Below are 18,588 nucleotides of genomic sequence, written 5' to 3' on the forward strand. Positions count from 1 at the left end.
GGCGGCGTCTCAATGTAAGGCCGCGTGCGGGAAACACGCGCTTACAAATTGGTTCCGCCAACCACCTTCGAATAAACGTCGGATCGGGTCATAATAGCTTGATGATGCACGCCGAGACGCACGCAGACTCCTTCGCGATGAGTGCTCCGACTACACCTCACATCCTCGTCGTCGAGGACGACCGGGAGATCTCTGCCCTGATCGCGCGGTATCTGCGCGGCAACGATTGCCGCGTGACGTTGGCTGGCGACGGCAGCGAGATGGATCGCGCACTGGCCGAAGCGCGGATCGACCTGATCGTCCTCGACCTGATGCTCCCCGGCGAGGATGGGCTGAGCCTGTGCCGGCGCCTGCGCGGCGCCTCGCAGGTCCCCATCCTGATCCTGACCGCGAAATCCGAGGATGTAGATCGGATCCTCGGCCTCGAACTGGGTGCCGACGACTACCTGGCCAAGCCGTTCAATCCGCGGGAGCTGCTTGCCCGGATCCGCGCGATCCTGCGCCGGGTCGCCGCCGAGGCGCCCGACACGGACGAGCGCCGCCGGCTGCACTTCTCGGGTTGGACCCTCGACGTGTCCCTGCGCCAGGTGCTGTCGCCCGAGGGCGCGCGGATCGCCGTGACGGGCGCCGAGTTCGATCTGCTCCACGCGCTCTGCCTGCGTCCCGGCCGGGTCCTGTCGCGCGATCAACTCCTCGATCTCACTCAGGGTCGCGCCGCCGGACCGTTCGAGCGCAGCATCGACGTGCTGATCTCGCGCATCCGGCAGAAGATCGAGCGCGACACCCGCAATCCCGAATTCATCCGCACGATCCGCTCCGGCGGCTACCTGTTCACGCCCGAGGTCACGCGCTCATGAACGGGCTGCGGCGCCTCCAGACCCGCATCCGGCCGACGACGATCGCGGGTCAGATCGCGCTGCTCGTCGTAGCGGGAATCGCGCTGGCGCACGTCGTGGCGACCGTCGCCTTCCTGCTCCTCCATGAGTCGCAGAATCCCGACGAGTTGCCGGGCGTGGCGGCGAGCCGCCTGGGCACGCTGGTCCGACTCCTCGATGCGGCCGATCCGGCGGCTCGGCCCGCGCTGCTCCTCAGCGGACGCAGCCTGCCGCTCATCCACGTCGAGGCCTGGGACGGGACGGTGCCGACCGGTGCTCAGCCGGTCCCCGACCTTCCGGTGATCCGCCGCCTGCGCAACGGTGCCGGCCGAGCCGTGACGATCACGGACCTGTCGGACGGTGATCCGGAGCGGGCGGCGGGGCGGCTTCATGTCGGCATCAGCACGCCGGCCGGGGCAACGCTCCAGGCGACGCTGCCGAACGATCCGCTGCGCGGTCCCAAGCACGGGGCGCTGATCTTCACGGTCGTGTTCCTGGCGCTGACTTTGGCGCTGCTCAGCGTCTGGGCGACCCGCGCCCTCACGGCACCCCTCAAGCGGCTCGCCGCCGCCGCCGAGGCCTTCGGCGCGCGGGACGATCACGTCGCGCTGCCGGAGGCTGGACCGCGCGAGGTGCTGGCCGTCTCGCGCGCCCTCGACCGGATGCGATCGCGGGTGCGCCGGCTGATCGACGACCGCACGCAGATGCTCGCCGCGATCAGCCACGACCTGCGCACGCCGATCACCCGGCTGCGTCTGCGGGCCGAATTCATCGAGGACGACGCTGCCCGGGCCGCAACGCTCCGAGACCTCGACCAGATGAACGGGCTCGTCGAGGCCGCGCTTTCCTTCGTGCGCGACGGACAGGCGCGGGACACGAACAGTCACAGCCTCGTGGATCTCGCCTCGGTGGTGCAAACGGTCTGCGACGACTTCTCGGATGTCGGCGCGCCGGTGAGCGTCAGCCGCAGCCGCCACGTGCTCGTCCAGGGCCGCACCGAGGAGCTGCAGCGTGCGGTGACGAACCTCGTGGACAATGCCGTGAAGTATGGCGGCCGCGCGGATGTCCGGATGGAACCCTCCGAGCGGGGAATCCGGGTCTGCGTGCTCGATGCCGGTCCGGGCATCCCCGACGCCGAGCGCGAGGCGATGCTGCAACCCTTCGTGCGCGGCGACCGGGCCCGCAATCTCAACGAGGCGAGCGGCTTCGGCCTCGGCCTCTCGATCGTTCAGGCCATCATCGAGGCCCATCATGGGCGGCTGACGCTGGAGAACTGCCGCGAGGGGGGCCTCTGCGCCGCGATCGAACTTCCATTGGCCGCCAAAGCCCTCACGGGCCGTGGACCGCTGAAGGTCGCACCGCTCCCGGCCGAGGCCGCCTGACGCCCTCCCTGCGCCGCGCGTCCCGCCGAGCCGGGTGCGCGATCCCGCATGGGAATCCGCGAAACTGCCGCAGCGTCGTCGAAGGGCGGCCCGGGCCCTGCTAGAGCAGTGGCGGCGCATGGCGGCGCCGATCGGCCCGAGGAAGACGTGATGACGAGCGGCGCCAACCCGGACGAACGGCACAGCATCGCGCTGATCGGCGCACCGATCGAGGTCGGTACCAGCGAGCCTGGCGCCCTGATGGGACCCGCGGCCCTGCGCACCGCCGGTCTGGTCCGTGCCCTCTCCGATCTCGGCCATACGGTGACCGACCGGGGCGACGTCGCGCCCGATGGCCCAGCCGGCGCGCGCGGCCTCGAGGCCGTCGCGGGCTGGACTCGCGCCCTGTCGCTTGCCGTCGAGGAGGCGCTCGGCTCAGGCGCGATCCCGCTCGCGGCCGGCGGCGACCACAGCCTCTCCCTCGGATCGATCGACGGCGTCATGCGCGACTGCGCGCGGCGGGGCCGAAAGCTCTTCGTGCTCTGGCTCGACGCCCACGCCGATTTCAACACGCCGGAGACCTCGCCCTCCGGCAACGTCCACGGCATGCCGCTGGCCGCCCTGTGCGGGGAAGCGGGCTTCCCGCCACTCTTCACCGAACCTGCCCCGCCGCCGCTGCCGCCGACCAGCGTCCACCTGTTCGGCCTGCGATCCATCGATTCCGGCGAGCGTGCCATCGTCACGGCCCGGCAGGTCGGGGTCACCGACATGCGCACGATCGACGAGTTCGGCGTCGTAGCGCCTCTGCGGCGCGTGCTCGACCGTGTGGCCGCCGAGGGCGCGCACCTGCACGTCAGCCTCGACATCGATTTCCTGGATCCGTCCATCGCCCCCGGGGTCGGCACCACGGTGCCGGGCGGCGCGACCTTCCGCGAAGCACACCTGATCATGGAGATGCTCCACGATTCCGGCCTCGTGCGCTCCCTCGACGTGGTCGAGTTGAATCCCTTCCTCGACGAGCGCGGGCGCAGTGCCCGGGTGCTGGTCGAACTCGTCGCGAGCCTGTTCGGCCGGCGCATCCTCGATCGGCCGACATCGCCGATCGAGGCCGTCCATACCGAGCAGAGCTGATGCACGGCCGCGTGCCCGACGCTCGGGAGCCGTTCCCGCCGAGCGAGAACGCGCCGACGCGTCAGCGCTCGGCGGGCCATGTCGGGCTGCGGGCGGGGCCGGTCGGCGCCGGCGGATCGACGCGGCTCCTCGACCTCTCGGAATCGGGCCCGTCGCGGTTGCGCTTCCCGCGGGGGGAGGGGACGCTCGAGGCCGTGCTGGTGAACACGGCTGGCGGGGTGGCCTGCGGCGACACGTTCACAATCGATCTGACCCTCGATCCGGCGGCCGACCTCGTGCTGACTACGACAGCGGCCGAGAAGATCTACCGGTCGGACGGCCCCGTGAGCCGGATCGAGAATCGCCTGGTCCTGGGGGCGGGCGCCCGGCTCGCCTGGCTGCCGCAGGAGACGATCCTGTTCGATCGCGCCCGCGTCCGACGCCGCTTCGAAGCCGATCTCGACCCGGGCGCCGCACTGCTCGCGGTCGAGATCGTCGCGTTCGGTCGCGCCGCCCGGGGCGAGCGGATCACGGCGGGGCTGCTCGCCGATACGTGGCGGGTGCGCCGGCACGGTCGGCTCGTCTACGCCGACAGCTTTGTGCTGGAGGGACCGATCAGCGACCTCCTGGCGCGCCCGGCGATTGGGGGCGGTGCGCGCGCCTGCGCGACGCTCCTCGACGTCTCGGACAGCGCCGAGACGCGGCTGGACGAGGCGCGCACGCGCCTCGCAGCATGGGATAGGACCGGCATCGAAGCCGCGGCGAGCGCCTGGAACGGGAACCTCGTGATCCGCGCCCTCGCGGAGGGCGTCGGACCCTTGCGCGAGTTCATCGCGGGCTTCGTCGCCGGCTATCGCGGCCTGCCGATGCCCCGCGTCTGGCAGAGCTGAGGAGAAGTACGGATCCGCCGCGCGGGAACCGTTGCCTGCGGGCGCCGACCTCTGCTAGAGACGCGCACCCGGGGCTGACCGTCAGGCTCCGTGCGGCGCTGCGGCGTCGTTCCAGAAGGCCTCGTGGCGGAGTGGTTACGCAGAGGACTGCAAATCCTTGCACCCCGGTTCGATTCCGGGCGAGGCCTCCAATTTTTCCTTCGAAGGTGCAGATGTGTCCGGCGCCGTGCGCCGGCCTCCGTGCCGCCCAGGCTCAGGCTCGGTGGACCTGCGCCAGAAACGTCTCGATCGCCAGTTGCAGACTGTGCGTGCCGGCGTTCACCCGAGCGGCGCTGCTCCGCACCTGCCCGGCCTGCGCATCGTTGGACGCCGCCGCGGCCCGGACGCCCGCGATGCTCTCGGAGACCTTTCGCGCGTCGGCGGCGGCATCGAAGATGGCCCGCGCGATGTCCTGGCTGGCATGCCCCTGCTGATCGGTGGCATGGGCCACCTCCGAAGCGATGAGGCTCATCCGGGCGATCGTCTGCCCGATCGCCGCGATGGCACCGGCCGTCCGGTCCGCGGCGCTCTGGATCGATCCGACCTGCCCGGTGATGCGGTCCGTGGCGAGCGCCGTCTGGCCCGCCAGCGCCTTGACCTCGGAGGCCACCACGGCGAAGCCGCGGCCGGCGGCACCGGCCCGGGCAGCCTCGATCGTGGCGTTGAGCGCCAGCAGATTGGTCTGTTCGGCGACGTCGCGGATCAGCGTGACGACCGTCCCGATCTCCGCCGCCGCCCGCGACAGGCTTATCACGGTTTCCTCCAGGCCGCGGGTGTCGGCTAGGGCGGAGGATGCGATCTCGCTGGTGTAACGAACCCGCGCCTCGATCTCCCGGGCCGACGCAGAGAGTTGCTCGGCCGCGCTGGCAATGCTGTCGACCATCCCGGCCGTCTGGTCGGATGCCCCCGCCACGACGGAGGCCTCGGCCACCATGGCGCCGGCATTGCCCGAGAGCGTGTCGGCCGCAGACTGCATCGCCTCGGCCGAGCCGGCGAGATCGGCGACGGCGCGGTGCGTCTCGCTCTCGAACGCACCGGTCGCTGCGGCCAGCATCTCGGACCGGATGCGGTCGCGGCCCCGGCGGGCCTGAGCCTGGGCGTCGAGGTCCCGCTTCTCGATCAGCGCCGCCTGGAAGGCCGCGATGGCGGCGGCCATCTCGCCGATCTCGTCGCGGCGATGCGTGAACGGGATCGTCCGTCCGAGGTCACTGGCGGCGAGGGACGTCATGCTGACCTTCAAACGATCCAGCGGCTGCCGAACCTGTGTGAAGATGATCGCGATCGCGGCGATCAGGCCCAGGGTGAGCGCCACGGCCGGCCCGACGATCAGCGTGATCCGTGCCCGCCGGCGGTCCGCGGCGTCGGCGGCACGCCGCGCGTTCAGGCGATTCAGGACCTCGCGACCCAGGGCACCGATCTCGGCGACCATGTGTTCGCGGTTCCGCACCGTCGCGTCATCGGTGGCCTGGATGAGGGCGGCCTTGGGCGAGACCGTCAAGCCCAGCTCGGCCGTGTCGTTCTGATAGGCGACGAACTCCTTCACGAAGAGATCGAACCGCCGTCGCCGGTCTTCGGAGAGCTGGTCTGCCATCGCGTCGAGGAACGGAGCCCGCGCCTGCTCGACCGTCGTCAGGGCCTCGTGGAGCGCGGACAGGCGCGATCGGGCCTCCGCCCTGTCGTCGGCCACGTAGAGCGCCGTCGCCTGGACCACGGCGTGCTCGATCGCCTGACCCAGAGCACCGGCCTGCAACCCGGCATTCCAGATCCTGTCCGTGGCGACCGCACGCTCCTGCTCCCATTGGGTCTCGCGTACGGCGAAGATCGAGATGCCGATTGCCACGGAGGTCAAAAGGCCGATGACCGCCGAAAGCTTGAAGCCGATAGAAACGCGCATGAAGGAGATGCCATGCCCACGGTCGCGCCGCACCGCGTAAATCATACATTAACATTTTCGGGAAAACATCCAAGTATAGCCGGCAAAGATCCATATTTTATTGCGACATCGTCATCAGTTTTCAATTTACAAAATAGGCTTTGATACACATATATATGCGCGAATTTTTGTTGTTCGATATGTTGGATAATGTTGACTGCAGGATCGACATGCTCATCCGCGAAACAAGTCGATGCCCGGCCCTGAAGGATCACAGCCTGCCATCGGCTCAGCCGAATCCCGGCCCCGGCGCATCGACGCGGTAGGGGTCGTGCATGCCCGTCCTGCATGTCAGCACGCGGTCGCTGGAGGACCTCTGGTCGTGGCCGCGCGAACGCCGTCGAATTCGGACCGGGGCGTGGCGACGATCTCGCGCCGCAGGTCGTCGCGCTGCGCCTCGATCAGATCGGGCAGAATGTCGGTCTCCTGCTCATCGAGGGCGGTGAGCAGGCGCGGTTGACCGGCGACCCATTCGAAGGCGACGCGGACTTCGCGCTCGGCATAGGGGTCCTGCGGATCGAGACACCGATGGGTCGGCATGATCGCGGTTGGCTTGATCGTTCAGTACGGCGTGGCAAGCGCTCTAGAGCGGCGGCATGACGCCGGAGTGACCCCGAAAAGCGGATTTCGACCGCTTGATACGGGATGCAGGGCGGGGCCGCGGATGAAACGACTGTTGCTGCCGGGCCACGCTCGCGGACATGCGGCACGCCGCGCGACGAGTCTTGGCCGTTTGCGGCTCGCCAGGCCCAGGATTGACCGTCGAGGCACTTGCGTCCCGCGGAACCGCTGTGTAGAGACGCGGCCGTGATCCCCGATAGCTCAGTTGGTAGAGCAGGCGACTGTTAATCGCCTTGTCGCAGGTTCGAGTCCTGCTCGGGGAGCCACCACTTCAGCACCCTCCTGTAGCGAATGGCTCCATGGGTCTGGCCCCCCACGGGGTGCCGAGATACGGGACCATCCTCTCCGCTCGCGATCGGCGATGCGCCCAGTACGGGCCGCACCGCGCACGTAGGTCGCGCTCCCGCGGCTCCCCTCGGCCCATCCGACCACGCTTTCAGCTCCGCCTCCGTTGCACCCCTCGCGGCTGCGCCCTGCGCATCGGCCCGGCGTGAGCGTCGTCGCCGATGGAGGCCCGGCAGACCATGTGGCGCCGCAGGGGCCGACGCGGTGAGGTCGTCGTTGACCCCTGTCCAGGACCCTCGACAGGGCGGTCCCGGCCGCCGAAGAGATCTTGGAAATGCTGGACAGCCTGGTCGTCCGGGTGGCGTCGGCCTCCACCGTCGCACCGGCCGGGACTACGGTCCGGCGCACCCTGGGCGTCAGGTGACGTTCTCGTCCTGACGGCCGCGCCGTTTCCCGCCGCCTCAGCCGCCGACGCCGCCTGACACCGCCCCGAGGATCCGAGAGATGCTCCACCGCCCGATCGCCCCGCTGCTCCGCGCCCTGCTGCTGGCGACCCTCGCCGGGATGCCGCCGAGCCCGGCCGCGGCCTGGGACGCCGCCCGCGCCCCGCGCTACCCCGACGCCGATGTCCGCACCCTCGAGACGCGGCGGCTCGCGATCCACGGACCCGGCTCGACCGGCGACGGCTCGCTGTTCACCGTGACCCTGCCGGACGGCACCACCGCGGGCCTCGCCCAGGCCCTGGCGGCGCGGCAGCCCCTCGATCCGACCCTCAGCCGGCTCGCCGCGGTTGGGCCGCCGCTCCTGCGCGCCACCGGCGCCGGCTACCAGGTCCAGCCCGACCGCACGATCCGGGGGCCGGACGGCCGGCGCTTCGTCGTCCGCGGCGTCACCTTCCTCGACTACCTGTTCGTGTCCCTGGAAACCCGGGCGGATTACCGCTTCCGCGCCGTGCCGGGCGTGGCGGTCACCGGCGGCGGCAGCTCGCAATCGGGCTTCGAGCCCTCGGTCTGGGGGGCGCCCGACGGGTCCGACATGCGCGCCCGCATCGCCGACTGGGCCGCGGCCGGCGTCAACCTCCTGCGCGTCGCCGTCGAGCCGGCGGTGGCCTACACCGGCGCCGCCAACGGCTACCCGGCCCACTGGGACATGCTCGACCTGATCGTCGCCGAGGCGAACCGCCTCGGCCTCGTCGTCCAATGGCAGGTGGCCAACGACCGGGCGCCCGCCGAGCTGAACGCCGCCTTCCTCGGCCAGCTCCGCGACCGGTACTGGCGGTCCCGCAACGTCTGGATCAACACCGGCAACGAGCCCGGCTGCTCGGCCGGGGGCCCGTCCTGCACGGACGCGGCGACCTGGACCGCCCGGCAGACCCAGTACCTCCAGGCGGTCCGCGGCGACGTCACCGGCCAGCCCGCCGGAACCCGGTTCACCGGCCCGGTGGTGCTGAATGCGCCGAACTACGGCGAGGCGGTCGACACCGTGGCGGCGACCCTGGCCAACGCCACGGCCTTCGCGACGGACCCCAACCTGATCCTGGGCGTCCACACCTACCGGATCGGCGAGGCCACGTTCGGCGCGCGCCTGCCCGGGCTGCAGCGGGCCTGGATCGACGCGATCGGCACGCACGCCCTGTTCCTCGACGAGGTCGGGCTGACCAACGACGGGAGCGTGCGCGACCCCGCCCTCGATCCCCGGGCCGACCCGGCGCGCTACCCGGCCGCGCCGGCGGCGACCCTGGCCACCGCGTACGGCTGGACGGCCGACCTCCTGGCCTGGGCGCGGCGCCTGTCCCGGGAGACGGCGTTCTCGGGCGTGACGGTCTTCTCCGGCTCCGCCTACATCCCGGGCCTGGGCGTCCACGATCCGAACAGCCTCCGGCGCCGGGACGGCAGCTGGACGCCGTTCGGGCAGACCGTGCGGGACGGCTGGCTGTCGGCCTCGGCCGACGCGACGCGCTTTGCCGGCGGGCCCTTCGTCAACCTGCTCTACAACGCCGACCTGGCGCTCGACACGCGGGGCTTCCCGGGCGGCCCGGCGGCGGCCGGCACCGGTACCTACGACGGCTGGATCTCCCTGGACGGCGCCACGCGGATCGGCCGGGCCGCGGACGGCACGGTCACGCTGGCGGGGGCTACCTGCGGCAGACGATCCGCGGGCGCGGCGCCGCGGTCACCGGCGCGGCCCTGGTGACCTCGTTCGGCGACCTGAGCGGATCCGTGGAGGTGAGGATCGACTGGCCCGGCCGCGGCGGGCCGGCGCGGGTGCTGGTCAACGGTGCGCACGGCCGTGGCCGCGGCGGGGTGGTGAGCGTGCCGGCCTCGGTCGCCGGCGACATCAGCGTCACCCTCCATCCCCTGGGCGGCCCGGTCACCTTCCACGACGTCCCGCTGGAGGGCAGCTCTGAAATACGCCACCAGAGCAGCGCCGCCTTCAGGTAGACCTGCATCCGAGCGCCCCGAGCCAAGCGCTGCCCCCGCCGTCGGCGACACGATCTCTGCTTTCCATGCAGTGGGAGCGGTAAAACCACGTCGGCGTTGCGGAATCCCGGACCTGTCCACAGCGCTCCACCGCGATCGTCGAGCCGCGCGATCCGGCCATTGAACCGCGGCCGTTCCCGCGCTTTGTTCTGCATCTGTTCCAGCAGGGATGCGAACCGCGATGCATGCTCACCCCTACGAACCACCTGCGGATATCGGCCTGACCGAGGCCGAGGCCATCGCGTTGCATTATTATCGCGCCGCGCACCGCGACGGCTGGACCGCCCTGGTGCGTGCGATCGCGGACGCGCTCAGCGACCTCGATGCCGCGCAGGCGCACGCCGAACGGCAGGGGCGCCTGATCTCCCGGGGCTACGCGCGCGGCCGTTCAAACGGCTGAGCGATGGCGCAGAAACTCGGCGATATCGCCGGCGACCGGCTGGCGATCGATTGCGCCCCCTGCCGCCGCCACGGCAGCTACCGCCTGGACGGGCTGATGCAGCGCTTCGGCCCGGAGATCCCGATCCTCGACGTCCTGCGGACGCTCACCGCTTCCTGCCGCCGCCAACGGGACCCCGGCGCGAAGGCCGCGCGCAAGTACGAGAGCCAGTGCCTCGCGACGCTGCGACTGCCCAGGGCAGCCAGCCTGGAGGCGCCGGTGCCGCCCGGCACGCCGTTTGCGATCGAGGTCTGGGACGAGCGCGGACGGGTCGAGATGCGACTCGGGGTGATCTACCCCCTCGACGGCGCGCTCGCTGCCTTCGAGGCGGTGAAGGCGGCCTATCCACGGAGCGAGGTCACGCTGCGTCAGGCGGCGCGGGTGGTGCGCCGGCGCGAGCGGCTCGCCACGCCGCGCCACGCGGATGCCGATCCGGGCGGTGAGCCGCTGCGTGACGTCGATGAACCGAGCGCACGGTCAACTCAGCCGGGGTAGGCGGAGACCTCGATCGGGCCGAGCCGCCCCGGGAACGATGTGCGACAGGCGCATGAAGCGGCCCGGAGAGGGTCGTCGCCCCATCAAACGACAATGCCGGGCATCCGCTTCAGACCAGGACGATCCGGCGGGCTCCCACCGAAGTCGCGATCTTCCTCACCGATCCGCGACCTCGGCCCCTGACCCAGAACTGCGCGACCGGAGGCGGTTTGCAGAGGGAACCCCGGGAGCGGCACCGCGGGCGGGGAACGACTCACGCCGCCCCGGGTCTTGGTCCCGCAGCGCCTTGAGCGCCCCATCCGGGCCTCAGGCGTCCTGCTGCTTCCTGAGGCTGCTCTGATCGCCGGACTCGTCGGTCTGCGGATTGGCGAGCCCGGTGGTATTGCCGGTCGCGTCCAGGACATCCTCGGCGGCGACCTGCCGATTGCCCGCGTGATCCTGATACTGCTCGGTCTGAACGTTCTTGCTGTCGAGCCCGCGCTCGTCGCTGTGGCGTGACTTGTCGCGATTGCTCAGAACCATGTTCTCCGGCAGCACGCCCTCCGGCAGCTCCGACATGGCCCCGGACCCGTCGCCTTTGCCCTGGGCGCCCGGGCCGACCTTGTGCCGACTTGCATTCGCCATCTTCGTCCTCCGATGCGGATCAGCTTCTCTTCCGGGCGCAGCGGCCTGCGGCTGCCGCGCCGTCCGCCGTCAGCGATCCTGCTGATGGCCCTGATTGGTGGTGTTCACCTTCGCGTTCCCGGTCTGCCCGACCTTGTCGGGGTCCTTCGCCGGGGAGCCGGCATGCCCCTGGGAGAGTGGCGCCTCGGTGGCGCTGCCCGGCCCCTTGTTGGAACGGTTCGCGGGAGGAACGGGCGGTGGCTTCGTGGTCATGTGTACCCCGTCGTTGCCGAATGTGTTGCAAACCCGGGGTGGCCCGCATCGTTCCGGGCGAGGCCCATCCGGCCAAGCTCAACCGTTGCTCGCAGGCTATCCGCAACAGCAAAGGGAAAGATCGACCTGTGTTTCCGCGAGGACAGGATGGATCCCGGCACTTCCATTACAATTTATCACGCAAAGACGCAGCCTCTTCATGGACCGGGTTGACGGTGGCGAGGCAATGTCGCGGCGGTCGGGCTGTCTGAACAGGGCTCATATCCGCGTTCGACGTGGGACGGCCTGTGGTGCAAACCGACGCGACGCGGGTCATGCTTCCCGCGAAATGTCGCCACCGGCGCGAGCTCAGAAGGAGCGCCACCATGACGGGCGTCCCGAATATGCTCCCCGACCGGCACGTCCGCTCACCCCGCCGGATCGGCAGGTCGACATGGATCCGCACCCGAGTCAGGGTGACGCCCGCTCCGGGAGCTTCGGCTGCCTGACCGGCGCCAAGCCGGTCATCTGATCCCCACACCGTTCGGGCCGGCTCGGCGCATGGCCCGTGCGGTCCTGAGGCGCCACGCGGGCAACCTCGTGCGGAAGTCCGCCATGCGGATCCGGCGAGCCCGTGATGGGGTAGGGGCCGACAGCATCGTCGGTCCGGCGGCGCTGCTGCAGGACGCATCGCTGCAGGATCGGCGTCCGCCCGCGGTTCGGCGAACGCGCATCGCCCGGAATCGGCGGAAGGCTCCCGTCCGGTGATGCCGGCCGGCCTCGGCCTGCCGCTCGCGCCCGCCCCGGTGTTCGGTGCGGGCGTCAGTGCTGTTCCTGTCCTGCGCGCTGCCGAGCGTGGTCGCGCTCACGGCCGTCCTCGTGAGGCACGGATTGCCGGCACGGCGGTGATCCGGACGACGGCGACCGGATGAGATGGCCCGGCAATTCCTGCCGCCCGGTCGATCCTGCCGGTGGCATACGCGGTCCAGTCCTTGAAATCATTGCGGAAAACCTGGAACGCGCCGTGCCTGTTCTCGCCACAAGTGGTCGCGAGGACTTGTCATGTCGGTGAACGCGGTATCGGGCACATCCCTTCAGCGGGACCTCGCCAGTGCCCTGCGCTTGGCGCGCACCGGCGGAACGCAGGCGCTCGACGCCAGCGCCTACACCGCGGCGAGCCAGGGCGCGAGCGCGGCGCAGGGCGGCAGCGCGTCCCAGACGAGTACCGTCGCGTCCGCTCCGGCCATGTCGAACGATCTCATGGCCTCGCTCCTGCAACTCCAATCTGATTTCAGTCAGCTCGGCCTGCAGAATGGCGTCACGACCCCGGCGGACGCGTCGAGCACGGCCGACACGATGAAGATCGGTGCGGGGTCCGATGAGAGCCAGGGTACGGACGGCGCAGCCCCGGCCCATCATCGCAGGCGCCACGCCCATCTGCGGGCGTCCGACGCCGCGGAGGCGGCGCAGGCCGGCCAATCCAGCGGCACCACGGACGCCGCAGCCACGTCCGGCACCGGCTCGGCCACCGCGACAGACACCGGCGACGGCCTGCAATCGTTCCTGCAACAGGTCACCAAGGCGATTGCCGCCTACGCGACCGGCGGCCCGGTCGGCATCGCGGCCGCCGCGCTGACGACCTCGTCGAAGGCCTGACCGGCGCGGATACGGGGCAGGGCTGGAGCGGGGAGCGCCGCTCAGGCATGATCGCGGCGACCGGAGGCCACCATGTCCCTCACCGTGCCCGTCATCCTCGGCAGCGTTCGAACCGACCGGATCGGCATCCGGGCGGCGCAGTTCCTGACGGCCCGGCTGCAGGCGCGCGGCCATGCGGCCCCCCTAGTGGACCCGGCCGAGCTGAATCTTCCGTTGCTCGACCGGATGTACAAGGAATATCCCGCCGGAACCGCGCCGGAACCCCTGCAACGGCTGTCGGACCTCTATCGCCGGTCCGACGCGTTCCTCGTGATCTCGGCCGAGTACAATCACGGCGTTCCGCCCGCACTGTCCAACACGCTCGATCACTTCCTGGAAGAGTATTACTGGCGGCCGTCTGCAATCTGCTGCTACTCGGCCGGTCAGTTCGGAGGCGTCCGTGCAGCCATGCCGCTTCGCGCGATGCTCGCCGAGATGGGCATGCCCAGCATCCCTTCGCTCCTGCCGATCCCGCGTCTCCAGAAGGCCATCGATGCCGAGGGAGCGCCAGCGGAGCCGTGGCTGGAGGCGGCCGCGGGACGCTTCCTCGATGAGTTGGAATGGTACGCCGAGGCATTGCGCGAACGACGGCAGCGCGGGACGCCGTACTGACCGCACCGGCCCCAGCCCGATCCCCTTCGAGGAGCCGCGCCTTGAAGGCACGGCTCGCCGATCGTCCGATCCTTCGGTGGGCTCAGCACTCCTTCCGGTCGCGCCCGCCTCGGCATCCGGCCGTCCCGGCAGGCTCGGAGCAGAAGCGTGTTTTGACGGCGTCGAAAGCCACGATTCGATTTCGAAGATCGCGCTTTCAAGTCTGTTAAATGCTTGATCTTCGGTAAAAATCCGTAGAATACATGAGCATGACTTGACTAATGCGCCGTGGACAGTCCGCTGCCGCAGCGCGGCGAGACTGTATTAAGCTGTTGCAAAAAGGTGGCTGCACAATCCGCCGAAATGTGAGAGCTTGGCCGTGTTCCCGAACCCGGACCGATTCCGATGAAGATCGATGAGAGGGCGCTCCTTCAGGAGCGCGTGCGGACGCTTGTCCTGCGCCATGCCCTGGAAGCCGTGCTGGACCGACTCGCGACGGTCGCGCGCGACAGCGGGAGGGATGCGGAGGGTGAGTTCCTGACCTTGGAGCATTCCCTGGTCGCGGCCGCTCGCAGCCTCGCGGATCGCGCCGCCACCCAGAAGCTCGCGGTTCTCGTCGCCGTCGAGGATGCGAGTGCCACGATACGCGCGGCCTTCAACAACGCGCATGACCGCTTGGACGTGGCGCCGGCAGCGCACCTTACCCTCGTCGAAGCACCGACCGCCGTCGCCGCATAGCGGGCGCGCCCGCGATCCCGGTGTCGGCGGCCTCTGCCTGGAGGTTCGAGCCGCCGCGTTCGGACGCAGGGCCTCTGCCGGACGGTCGGGGCCGGGAGCGGTGCCGAAGTCGGGGGGTCGGCTTCCTCTGTGACCGCGCGCCACCGGTCCGGCGATGGAGCGGATTGCGAGGGTGGTTCGCGCACGGCCAGCGGCGTACGCGACTGCGGTCGACCCAGCTTGCTAGAGATCCGCGCCGTGACGAGCGGAGCGTATGCGTCACCGGACCCGAGTCTCGGAACGGCGCCTCTGGTGAGAGCCACGCGCCCGGTCCGGTCCGTGCTGGTGATGTCACGGAGCACCACCATGCCCCGAACCGGCATCCCGGCGACAGGGCCGAGGGTCGACCGGACGCGGCCGGCGTGGTGGCCGAGCCCGTCTTGCGCCTCGCGCTCGGATCTCGCGTCGGGCCGCCCACGAGGGGTGGCTCACGCTGATCAGGATCCTATCCGGGCCCCATGAGCGAGCCGGCATCCCAGATCGATTCGCCGCTCAGAACGCGCCCCCGCAGAGCGGCGCGACGCGTGCGGCCAGCGCCGAGGGCAGCGCGATCCGCGGATCGCATACGATGAGGGCCCAGCTCCCGCGGTGCATATTCGAGCGCTTGAACGCCGCGACGGCCTCGAACAGCAGGGATCGCGGGATCGGCCCATACTGGATGTGAGGGCGGCGCGGCAGGCTCGAACCAAAGGCCGGCCCCTTCGCCGACGGGACCGGCTCAGCCCGGAAACCCGGTCCGTCCATCGGCACCGGGTCTCAGGCCCGTCGCTTTGCGTCCTCTGCAAACCCGGATCCCGGTCGGATCTGCTCTTCCTCGATCCGTCCGGCGCCTGCACGTGGTGCCGGGTACCAATGGGAGGGCGATCGTGCCTCGCGAACTACTGCTTGGCGCGGTTGATGATCGTCCAGAGGACCCGGGCGACGGGTTCGGTGACGGTGCGGCGGTACTTGCGGTGAACCAGCTGGCCGTTGTGAAAGACGTCCTGCTCCACGTACAGCCTCTCGCCGTCCCAGCGGACGATGTTGTCAGACTCGATGGTCTCCTCGACGCCAAGATCCTCGCGAAGGATCGAGTTGCCTGTTTGGCTGAGCATACGCGCGTCCTCGTTCACGCATTCGTTTCCGCCGAGGAGGCGCCGATGCCGCCCCTCCGCGCGAGGCAGCATAGGAGCGCATCGGCGCACATGCCAGCGACGTTCCGCACGCTGTGGTCAGACCGTCACGGGAGGCGGGCCGATTACGCCGCTGAAGCGCGACCGCATCGGGCTTAACGTTACCGATGTGCGCTTCGGCACCGCCGAGCTGTCGGTGGCGTGCGATGTGTCCGGTGCAGGGCCGGGTTGCTCGCAGGGCGCTTCCTGCTTCGGCCCCGCTGCGGCGGAGGCGTCCATGATTGTTCGGCCGTTCCGGTTCATCGCCCCGGCGCTCGCGGCTCTCGGCTTGGTGGCCTTGCGACTCGCAAGCCCTCTCATCGGACCGGCGACGCCGCCGCCCGGCACTGCGGAAGACGGCCGCGTCGTCTTCCGACATTATCTCTGACGATCAGCCGCGCCGGTTCAGGACGGCACCGGGCATCGGACAGGCCGGCTGCGCCGCCGGTCCGAGGATGATGTCGCCCTGCCGCGGGTTGTTCACCGTGAACGGTGCGGTCTCCTGCGTCCCGAAGAAGCCGCGTCCGAGCTGCGGGACGAACAGGTCGCTGCCGAAGCGCACGAAGCACCGGTCGAGCACCGCCTCGTAGTCGAAGGTTCTCTGCAGCACCGGAGCGCCGCCCGCGCCCGGGATGCCGCAATAGGCGGACACGTCGATCTGGCCCGGCCGCGACAGGCGCATCGACAGGGACTGGCCCGGCAGCAGCGTCGCGGGCCGTCCACCGTCCTGACGGGCGACCACCACGAGGCCGGACCGGTTATAGACCCGGCGCAGGCAATCCGCCGAGGCGTCGGAAACGGCCGTAACCGCCCCGACCATGCCCAGCACGAGGCCGGCCCATGCGCGCCCGATACGCTTCGTCACTGTAAAACCTCCGACACCCGGCCGATTGACCTGTACAGGCCGCCGTTGACTTGAACAGCGGTCCGCGAAGGCGCGCAAGTCGAACACGGCCACAGCGTTCGAAATGCGGGCCGGTTCCGAGAGGTCGGAGCCGAACCGGCGCTCAGCGCCGCTCGTAGAGCAGCCGGGCACGGATGGTGCCGGGGATCGCCCGGATTTCCGTGAGCAGCGCCTCGGCATCCGCGTCGGTGGCGTCGGTCTCCAACACCACGTACCCGACCTCGCCGTCGGTCTGATAGAACTGCGCCGCGATGTTGACCTGGCCCCGGGAGAACACGTCGTTCAGGCGGCCCAGCATGCCCGGCAGGTTGCGCTGGACGTGGATGAAGCGCGTGCCGGTCGGGCGGGCCGGAAGCTGCACCTGCGGGAAGTTCACCGCCCCGGCCGTCGAGCCGATGTCGGAATAGTCGACGAGCTTGCGCGCCACCTCGGCGCCGATGCGCTCCTGCGCCTCCTCGGTGGAGCCGCCGATATGCGGCGTGAGGATCACGTTCTCGATGCCCTGAAGCGGGCTCACGAAGGCCTCGGCATTGGAGCCGGGCTCGACCGGGAAGACGTCGACGGCCGCGCCCTTGAGATGGCCGTCGCGCAGGGCTGCCGCCAGGGCATCGAGGTCGACGACGGTGCCACGGGCATTGTTGATCAGGAAGGCGCCCGGCTTCATCGCCCGGATCTCGGCCTCGCCGATCATGTTGGCGGTGGACTCCGTTTCCGGCACGTGGAGGGAGACCACGTCGCTCTGGGCGAGCAGCGCGTGCAGGGAGGCGGTCGGTTCGGTGTTGCCGTGGCGCAGCTTGTCGGTGTGGTCGTAGAACAGCACGCGCATGCCCATGGCCTCGGCCAGCGTCGAGAGCTGCGTGCCGATGTTGCCGTAGCCGACGATGCCCAGCGTCTTGCCCCTGACCTCCAGGGAGCCGACCGCGGACTTGTCCCATTGTCCGGCATGGGCCCCCACGGAGCGCGGCACGATCCGGCGCAGCAGCATCACGATCTCGCCGATCGTCAGCTCCGCCACCGAGCGGGTGTTCGAGAAGGGTGCGTTGAACACCGGGATGCCCCGGTCGCGGGCGGCCGCCAGATCGACCTGGTTGGTCCCCACGGAGAAGCAACCCACCGCCAGGAGCCGATCCGCCGCCTCGAACGCCGCCGCGTCGAGCTGCGTCCGGGACCGGATGCCGACCATGTGCACGCCCTGCAGAGCCTCCTGGAGAGCCTCCCGGTCCAGCGCCTTCGGCAACCGAGTGAGATTCGTGTAGCCCGCCGCCCGCATCAGCGTGACGGCGCTGTCGTTGATGCCTTCGAGCAGCAGGACGCGAATCTTGTCCTTGGACAGGGAGAGCTTGTCGGGCGTCATCGGCGTCGATCGTCTGGCAGCGGGTCTTCGCGGCGGGCCGTCTCCGACCCTGGGGCGGGACCGGAGGGATACGAGCCTGCCCTGTGCGATGCAACATGGCGCAGCGCCGGGCAGATCTCACCGGGAACGATGCGTCGGCAGCGGCACCAGCCTCACAGACTTTGGCCAATCCTGCCGAATATTCGGGCGATTGATAGACTCCAAATAGCACCGTTAAGCGGAACTGCGGCGGGCTTCGCGACTTGAGTGGCCCTAGATTCCAACTCTCGGTCTCCGGGATGTCCCGGGACCGATACCACACACGGTCTCCACACGATGCTCGTCCGTACCGGCTTCACGATCGCCTTCGACACGTTCGGGCCGACGCCCATGAACCTGCTCCTGAACGTCCGTCCGGAGCGCCAGGGCGATCTGGTCACCGCGGAGGTCGTCACCTTCGATCCGCCGGTACCGGCCCATCAGCATATCGACGCGTTCGGCAACGTCGGCACCCGGATCGTCGCGCCGGGCGGCCGCATCACGATGGCGGCCGATTTCACGATCGCCGATCACGGGACACCGGACGATCAGGCGCCGGAGGCGCGGCAGATCCCCGTCCAGGACGTGCCGGACGACGTCCTCGTCTTCCTCCTGGGCTCGCGCTACTGCGACACCGACAAGCTCTCGCAGACGGCGTGGTCGCTGTTCGGCGGCGCTCCGGAAGGCTGGGCGCGCGTCCAGGCGATCGTCGACT

19 protein-coding genes, 2 tRNA genes and 1 pseudogene are annotated in these 18,588 nt (G+C 70.0%); 14 read left to right on the forward strand and 8 right to left on the reverse strand.

Annotated features, from left to right (window positions below; translation table 11 throughout):
• Positions 1-101: 101 nt before the first annotated feature.
• The 5 genes from MFF58_RS26115 to MFF58_RS26135 all read left to right on the forward strand — a co-directional run bounded on the left by MFF58_RS26115 (position 102) and on the right by MFF58_RS26135 (position 4,427).
• Positions 102-857, forward strand: a complete 756-nt coding sequence (locus MFF58_RS26115) for a response regulator (RefSeq protein ID WP_279603376.1) — start codon at positions 102-104, stop codon at positions 855-857.
• Positions 854-2,257 (forward strand): ATP-binding protein, encoded by a 1,404-nt coding sequence (locus tag MFF58_RS26120; protein ID WP_238292185.1) that lies wholly within the window; start codon positions 854-856, stop codon positions 2,255-2,257. Before MFF58_RS26115 ends, MFF58_RS26120 begins: the two co-directional genes overlap by 4 nt.
• 150 nt (positions 2,258-2,407) lie before the next feature.
• Entirely contained in the window at positions 2,408-3,367 is a 960-nt protein-coding gene (gene rocF / locus MFF58_RS26125; RefSeq protein ID WP_238292187.1) for an arginase, read from the forward strand.
• Positions 3,367-4,236 carry an urease accessory protein UreD gene (locus tag MFF58_RS26130; protein ID WP_238292189.1) on the forward strand — a complete coding sequence of 290 codons (870 nt, stop codon included), beginning with the start codon at positions 3,367-3,369 and terminating at the stop codon, positions 4,234-4,236. The genes rocF and MFF58_RS26130 overlap by 1 nt, the downstream gene beginning before the upstream one ends.
• A 117-nt stretch (positions 4,237-4,353) precedes the next feature.
• A tRNA-Cys gene (locus MFF58_RS26135) sits at positions 4,354-4,427 on the forward strand.
• A gap of 62 nt (positions 4,428-4,489) precedes the next feature.
• Here the strand turns inward: MFF58_RS26135 and MFF58_RS26140 are convergent.
• Together MFF58_RS26140 and MFF58_RS26145 are read right to left on the reverse strand one after the other, a co-directional pair.
• Positions 4,490-6,169, reverse strand: a complete 1,680-nt coding sequence (locus MFF58_RS26140; RefSeq protein WP_238292192.1) for a methyl-accepting chemotaxis protein — start codon at positions 6,167-6,169, stop codon at positions 4,490-4,492.
• 330 nt (positions 6,170-6,499) lie between these two features.
• Complete coding sequence (locus tag MFF58_RS26145) at positions 6,500-6,748, reverse strand: hypothetical protein (protein ID WP_238292194.1); 249 nt, start codon at positions 6,746-6,748, stop codon at positions 6,500-6,502.
• A gap of 271 nt (positions 6,749-7,019) precedes the next feature.
• On the opposite strand from MFF58_RS26145, the gene MFF58_RS26150 reads away from it, so the two are divergent.
• The 5 genes from MFF58_RS26150 (at position 7,020) to MFF58_RS26170 (ending at position 10,528) form a co-directional block, all read left to right on the forward strand.
• Positions 7,020-7,095 (forward strand) — tRNA-Asn (locus MFF58_RS26150).
• 523 nt (positions 7,096-7,618) lie between these two features.
• Positions 7,619-9,307, forward strand: a complete 1,689-nt coding sequence (locus MFF58_RS26155) for a cellulase family glycosylhydrolase (RefSeq protein WP_238292196.1) — start codon at positions 7,619-7,621, stop codon at positions 9,305-9,307.
• The gene (locus tag MFF58_RS26160; protein ID WP_238292198.1) at positions 9,304-9,555 is read left to right on the forward strand and encodes a hypothetical protein; all 252 of its coding nucleotides are present in this window, start codon (positions 9,304-9,306) and stop codon (positions 9,553-9,555) included. The genes MFF58_RS26155 and MFF58_RS26160 overlap by 4 nt, the downstream gene beginning before the upstream one ends.
• 220 nt (positions 9,556-9,775) lie before the next feature.
• Positions 9,776-9,994, forward strand: a complete 219-nt coding sequence (locus MFF58_RS26165) for a hypothetical protein (protein WP_238292199.1) — start codon at positions 9,776-9,778, stop codon at positions 9,992-9,994.
• Between the two features lie 3 nt (positions 9,995-9,997).
• Positions 9,998-10,528, forward strand: coding sequence for a hypothetical protein (locus MFF58_RS26170; RefSeq protein WP_238292201.1), 531 nt, complete (start codon positions 9,998-10,000; stop codon positions 10,526-10,528).
• A gap of 306 nt (positions 10,529-10,834) precedes the next feature.
• Here MFF58_RS26170 and MFF58_RS26175 read toward each other — a convergent pair whose 3' ends face one another.
• Together MFF58_RS26175 and MFF58_RS26180 are read right to left on the reverse strand one after the other, a co-directional pair.
• Positions 10,835-11,152 carry a hypothetical protein gene (locus MFF58_RS26175; protein WP_238292203.1) on the reverse strand — a complete coding sequence of 106 codons (318 nt, stop codon included), beginning with the start codon at positions 11,150-11,152 and terminating at the stop codon, positions 10,835-10,837.
• 69 nt (positions 11,153-11,221) lie between these two features.
• A complete protein-coding gene (locus MFF58_RS26180) occupies positions 11,222-11,404 on the reverse strand; it encodes a hypothetical protein (protein ID WP_238292204.1) in 183 nt (60 codons plus the stop codon).
• A 1,041-nt stretch (positions 11,405-12,445) separates the two neighbouring features.
• Here MFF58_RS26180 and MFF58_RS26185 point away from each other — a divergent pair.
• The 3 genes from MFF58_RS26185 to MFF58_RS26195 all read left to right on the forward strand — a co-directional run bounded on the left by MFF58_RS26185 (position 12,446) and on the right by MFF58_RS26195 (position 14,407).
• Positions 12,446-13,039, forward strand: coding sequence for a cell wall anchor protein (locus MFF58_RS26185; RefSeq protein ID WP_238292206.1), 594 nt, complete (start codon positions 12,446-12,448; stop codon positions 13,037-13,039).
• A gap of 72 nt (positions 13,040-13,111) precedes the next feature.
• A complete protein-coding gene (locus tag MFF58_RS26190) occupies positions 13,112-13,690 on the forward strand; it encodes an NADPH-dependent FMN reductase (protein ID WP_238292208.1) in 579 nt (192 codons plus the stop codon).
• Between the two features lie 384 nt (positions 13,691-14,074).
• Positions 14,075-14,407 carry a hypothetical protein gene (locus MFF58_RS26195; RefSeq protein ID WP_238292210.1) on the forward strand — a complete coding sequence of 111 codons (333 nt, stop codon included), beginning with the start codon at positions 14,075-14,077 and terminating at the stop codon, positions 14,405-14,407.
• 531 nt (positions 14,408-14,938) lie between these two features.
• Here the strand turns inward: MFF58_RS26195 and MFF58_RS26200 are convergent.
• From MFF58_RS26200 to serA, 4 genes are all read right to left on the reverse strand, one after another.
• Entirely contained in the window at positions 14,939-15,190 is a 252-nt protein-coding gene (locus MFF58_RS26200) for a hypothetical protein (protein ID WP_238292212.1), read from the reverse strand.
• A 134-nt stretch (positions 15,191-15,324) separates the two neighbouring features.
• Complete coding sequence (locus MFF58_RS26205; RefSeq protein WP_238292220.1) at positions 15,325-15,540, reverse strand: hypothetical protein; 216 nt, start codon at positions 15,538-15,540, stop codon at positions 15,325-15,327.
• Between the two features lie 448 nt (positions 15,541-15,988).
• A complete protein-coding gene (locus MFF58_RS26210; RefSeq protein WP_238292214.1) occupies positions 15,989-16,462 on the reverse strand; it encodes a hypothetical protein in 474 nt (157 codons plus the stop codon).
• Between the two features lie 142 nt (positions 16,463-16,604).
• The gene (serA, locus tag MFF58_RS26215; RefSeq protein WP_238292216.1) at positions 16,605-17,855 is read right to left on the reverse strand and encodes a phosphoglycerate dehydrogenase; all 1,251 of its coding nucleotides are present in this window, start codon (positions 17,853-17,855) and stop codon (positions 16,605-16,607) included.
• Positions 17,856-18,170: 315 nt separating this feature from the next.
• On the opposite strand from serA, the pseudogene MFF58_RS26220 reads away from it, so the two are divergent.
• Positions 18,171-18,588 (forward strand): annotated as a pseudogene (locus tag MFF58_RS26220) (transglutaminase family protein); the annotation flags it as partial.

Origin of the sequence: Methylobacterium longum (assembly GCF_022179385.1) — a bacterium.
Taxonomy (GTDB): Bacteria; Pseudomonadota; Alphaproteobacteria; order Rhizobiales; family Beijerinckiaceae; genus Methylobacterium; species Methylobacterium longum.

Bases quoted from the DNA above. Each gene is read 5' to 3' on its own strand.
- MFF58_RS26115 (WP_279603376.1), top strand. From the start codon at position 102: ATGATGCACGCCGAGACGCACGCAGACTCCTTCGCGATGAGTGCTCCG.
- MFF58_RS26120 (WP_238292185.1), top strand. From the start codon at position 854: ATGAACGGGCTGCGGCGCCTCCAGACCCGCATCCGGCCGACGACGATC.
- rocF (WP_238292187.1), top strand. From the start codon at position 2,408: ATGACGAGCGGCGCCAACCCGGACGAACGGCACAGCATCGCGCTGATC.
- MFF58_RS26130 (WP_238292189.1), top strand. From the start codon at position 3,367: ATGCACGGCCGCGTGCCCGACGCTCGGGAGCCGTTCCCGCCGAGCGAG.
- MFF58_RS26140 (WP_238292192.1), bottom strand. From the start codon at position 6,169: ATGCGCGTTTCTATCGGCTTCAAGCTTTCGGCGGTCATCGGCCTTTTG.
- MFF58_RS26145 (WP_238292194.1), bottom strand. From the start codon at position 6,748: ATGCCGACCCATCGGTGTCTCGATCCGCAGGACCCCTATGCCGAGCGC.
- MFF58_RS26155 (WP_238292196.1), top strand. From the start codon at position 7,619: ATGCTCCACCGCCCGATCGCCCCGCTGCTCCGCGCCCTGCTGCTGGCG.
- MFF58_RS26165 (WP_238292199.1), top strand. From the start codon at position 9,776: ATGCATGCTCACCCCTACGAACCACCTGCGGATATCGGCCTGACCGAG.
- MFF58_RS26170 (WP_238292201.1), top strand. From the start codon at position 9,998: ATGGCGCAGAAACTCGGCGATATCGCCGGCGACCGGCTGGCGATCGAT.
- MFF58_RS26175 (WP_238292203.1), bottom strand. From the start codon at position 11,152: ATGGCGAATGCAAGTCGGCACAAGGTCGGCCCGGGCGCCCAGGGCAAA.
- MFF58_RS26180 (WP_238292204.1), bottom strand. From the start codon at position 11,404: ATGACCACGAAGCCACCGCCCGTTCCTCCCGCGAACCGTTCCAACAAG.
- MFF58_RS26185 (WP_238292206.1), top strand. From the start codon at position 12,446: ATGTCGGTGAACGCGGTATCGGGCACATCCCTTCAGCGGGACCTCGCC.
- MFF58_RS26190 (WP_238292208.1), top strand. From the start codon at position 13,112: ATGTCCCTCACCGTGCCCGTCATCCTCGGCAGCGTTCGAACCGACCGG.
- MFF58_RS26195 (WP_238292210.1), top strand. From the start codon at position 14,075: ATGAAGATCGATGAGAGGGCGCTCCTTCAGGAGCGCGTGCGGACGCTT.
- MFF58_RS26200 (WP_238292212.1), bottom strand. From the start codon at position 15,190: ATGGACGGACCGGGTTTCCGGGCTGAGCCGGTCCCGTCGGCGAAGGGG.
- MFF58_RS26205 (WP_238292220.1), bottom strand. From the start codon at position 15,540: ATGCTCAGCCAAACAGGCAACTCGATCCTTCGCGAGGATCTTGGCGTC.
- serA (WP_238292216.1), bottom strand. From the start codon at position 17,855: ATGACGCCCGACAAGCTCTCCCTGTCCAAGGACAAGATTCGCGTCCTG.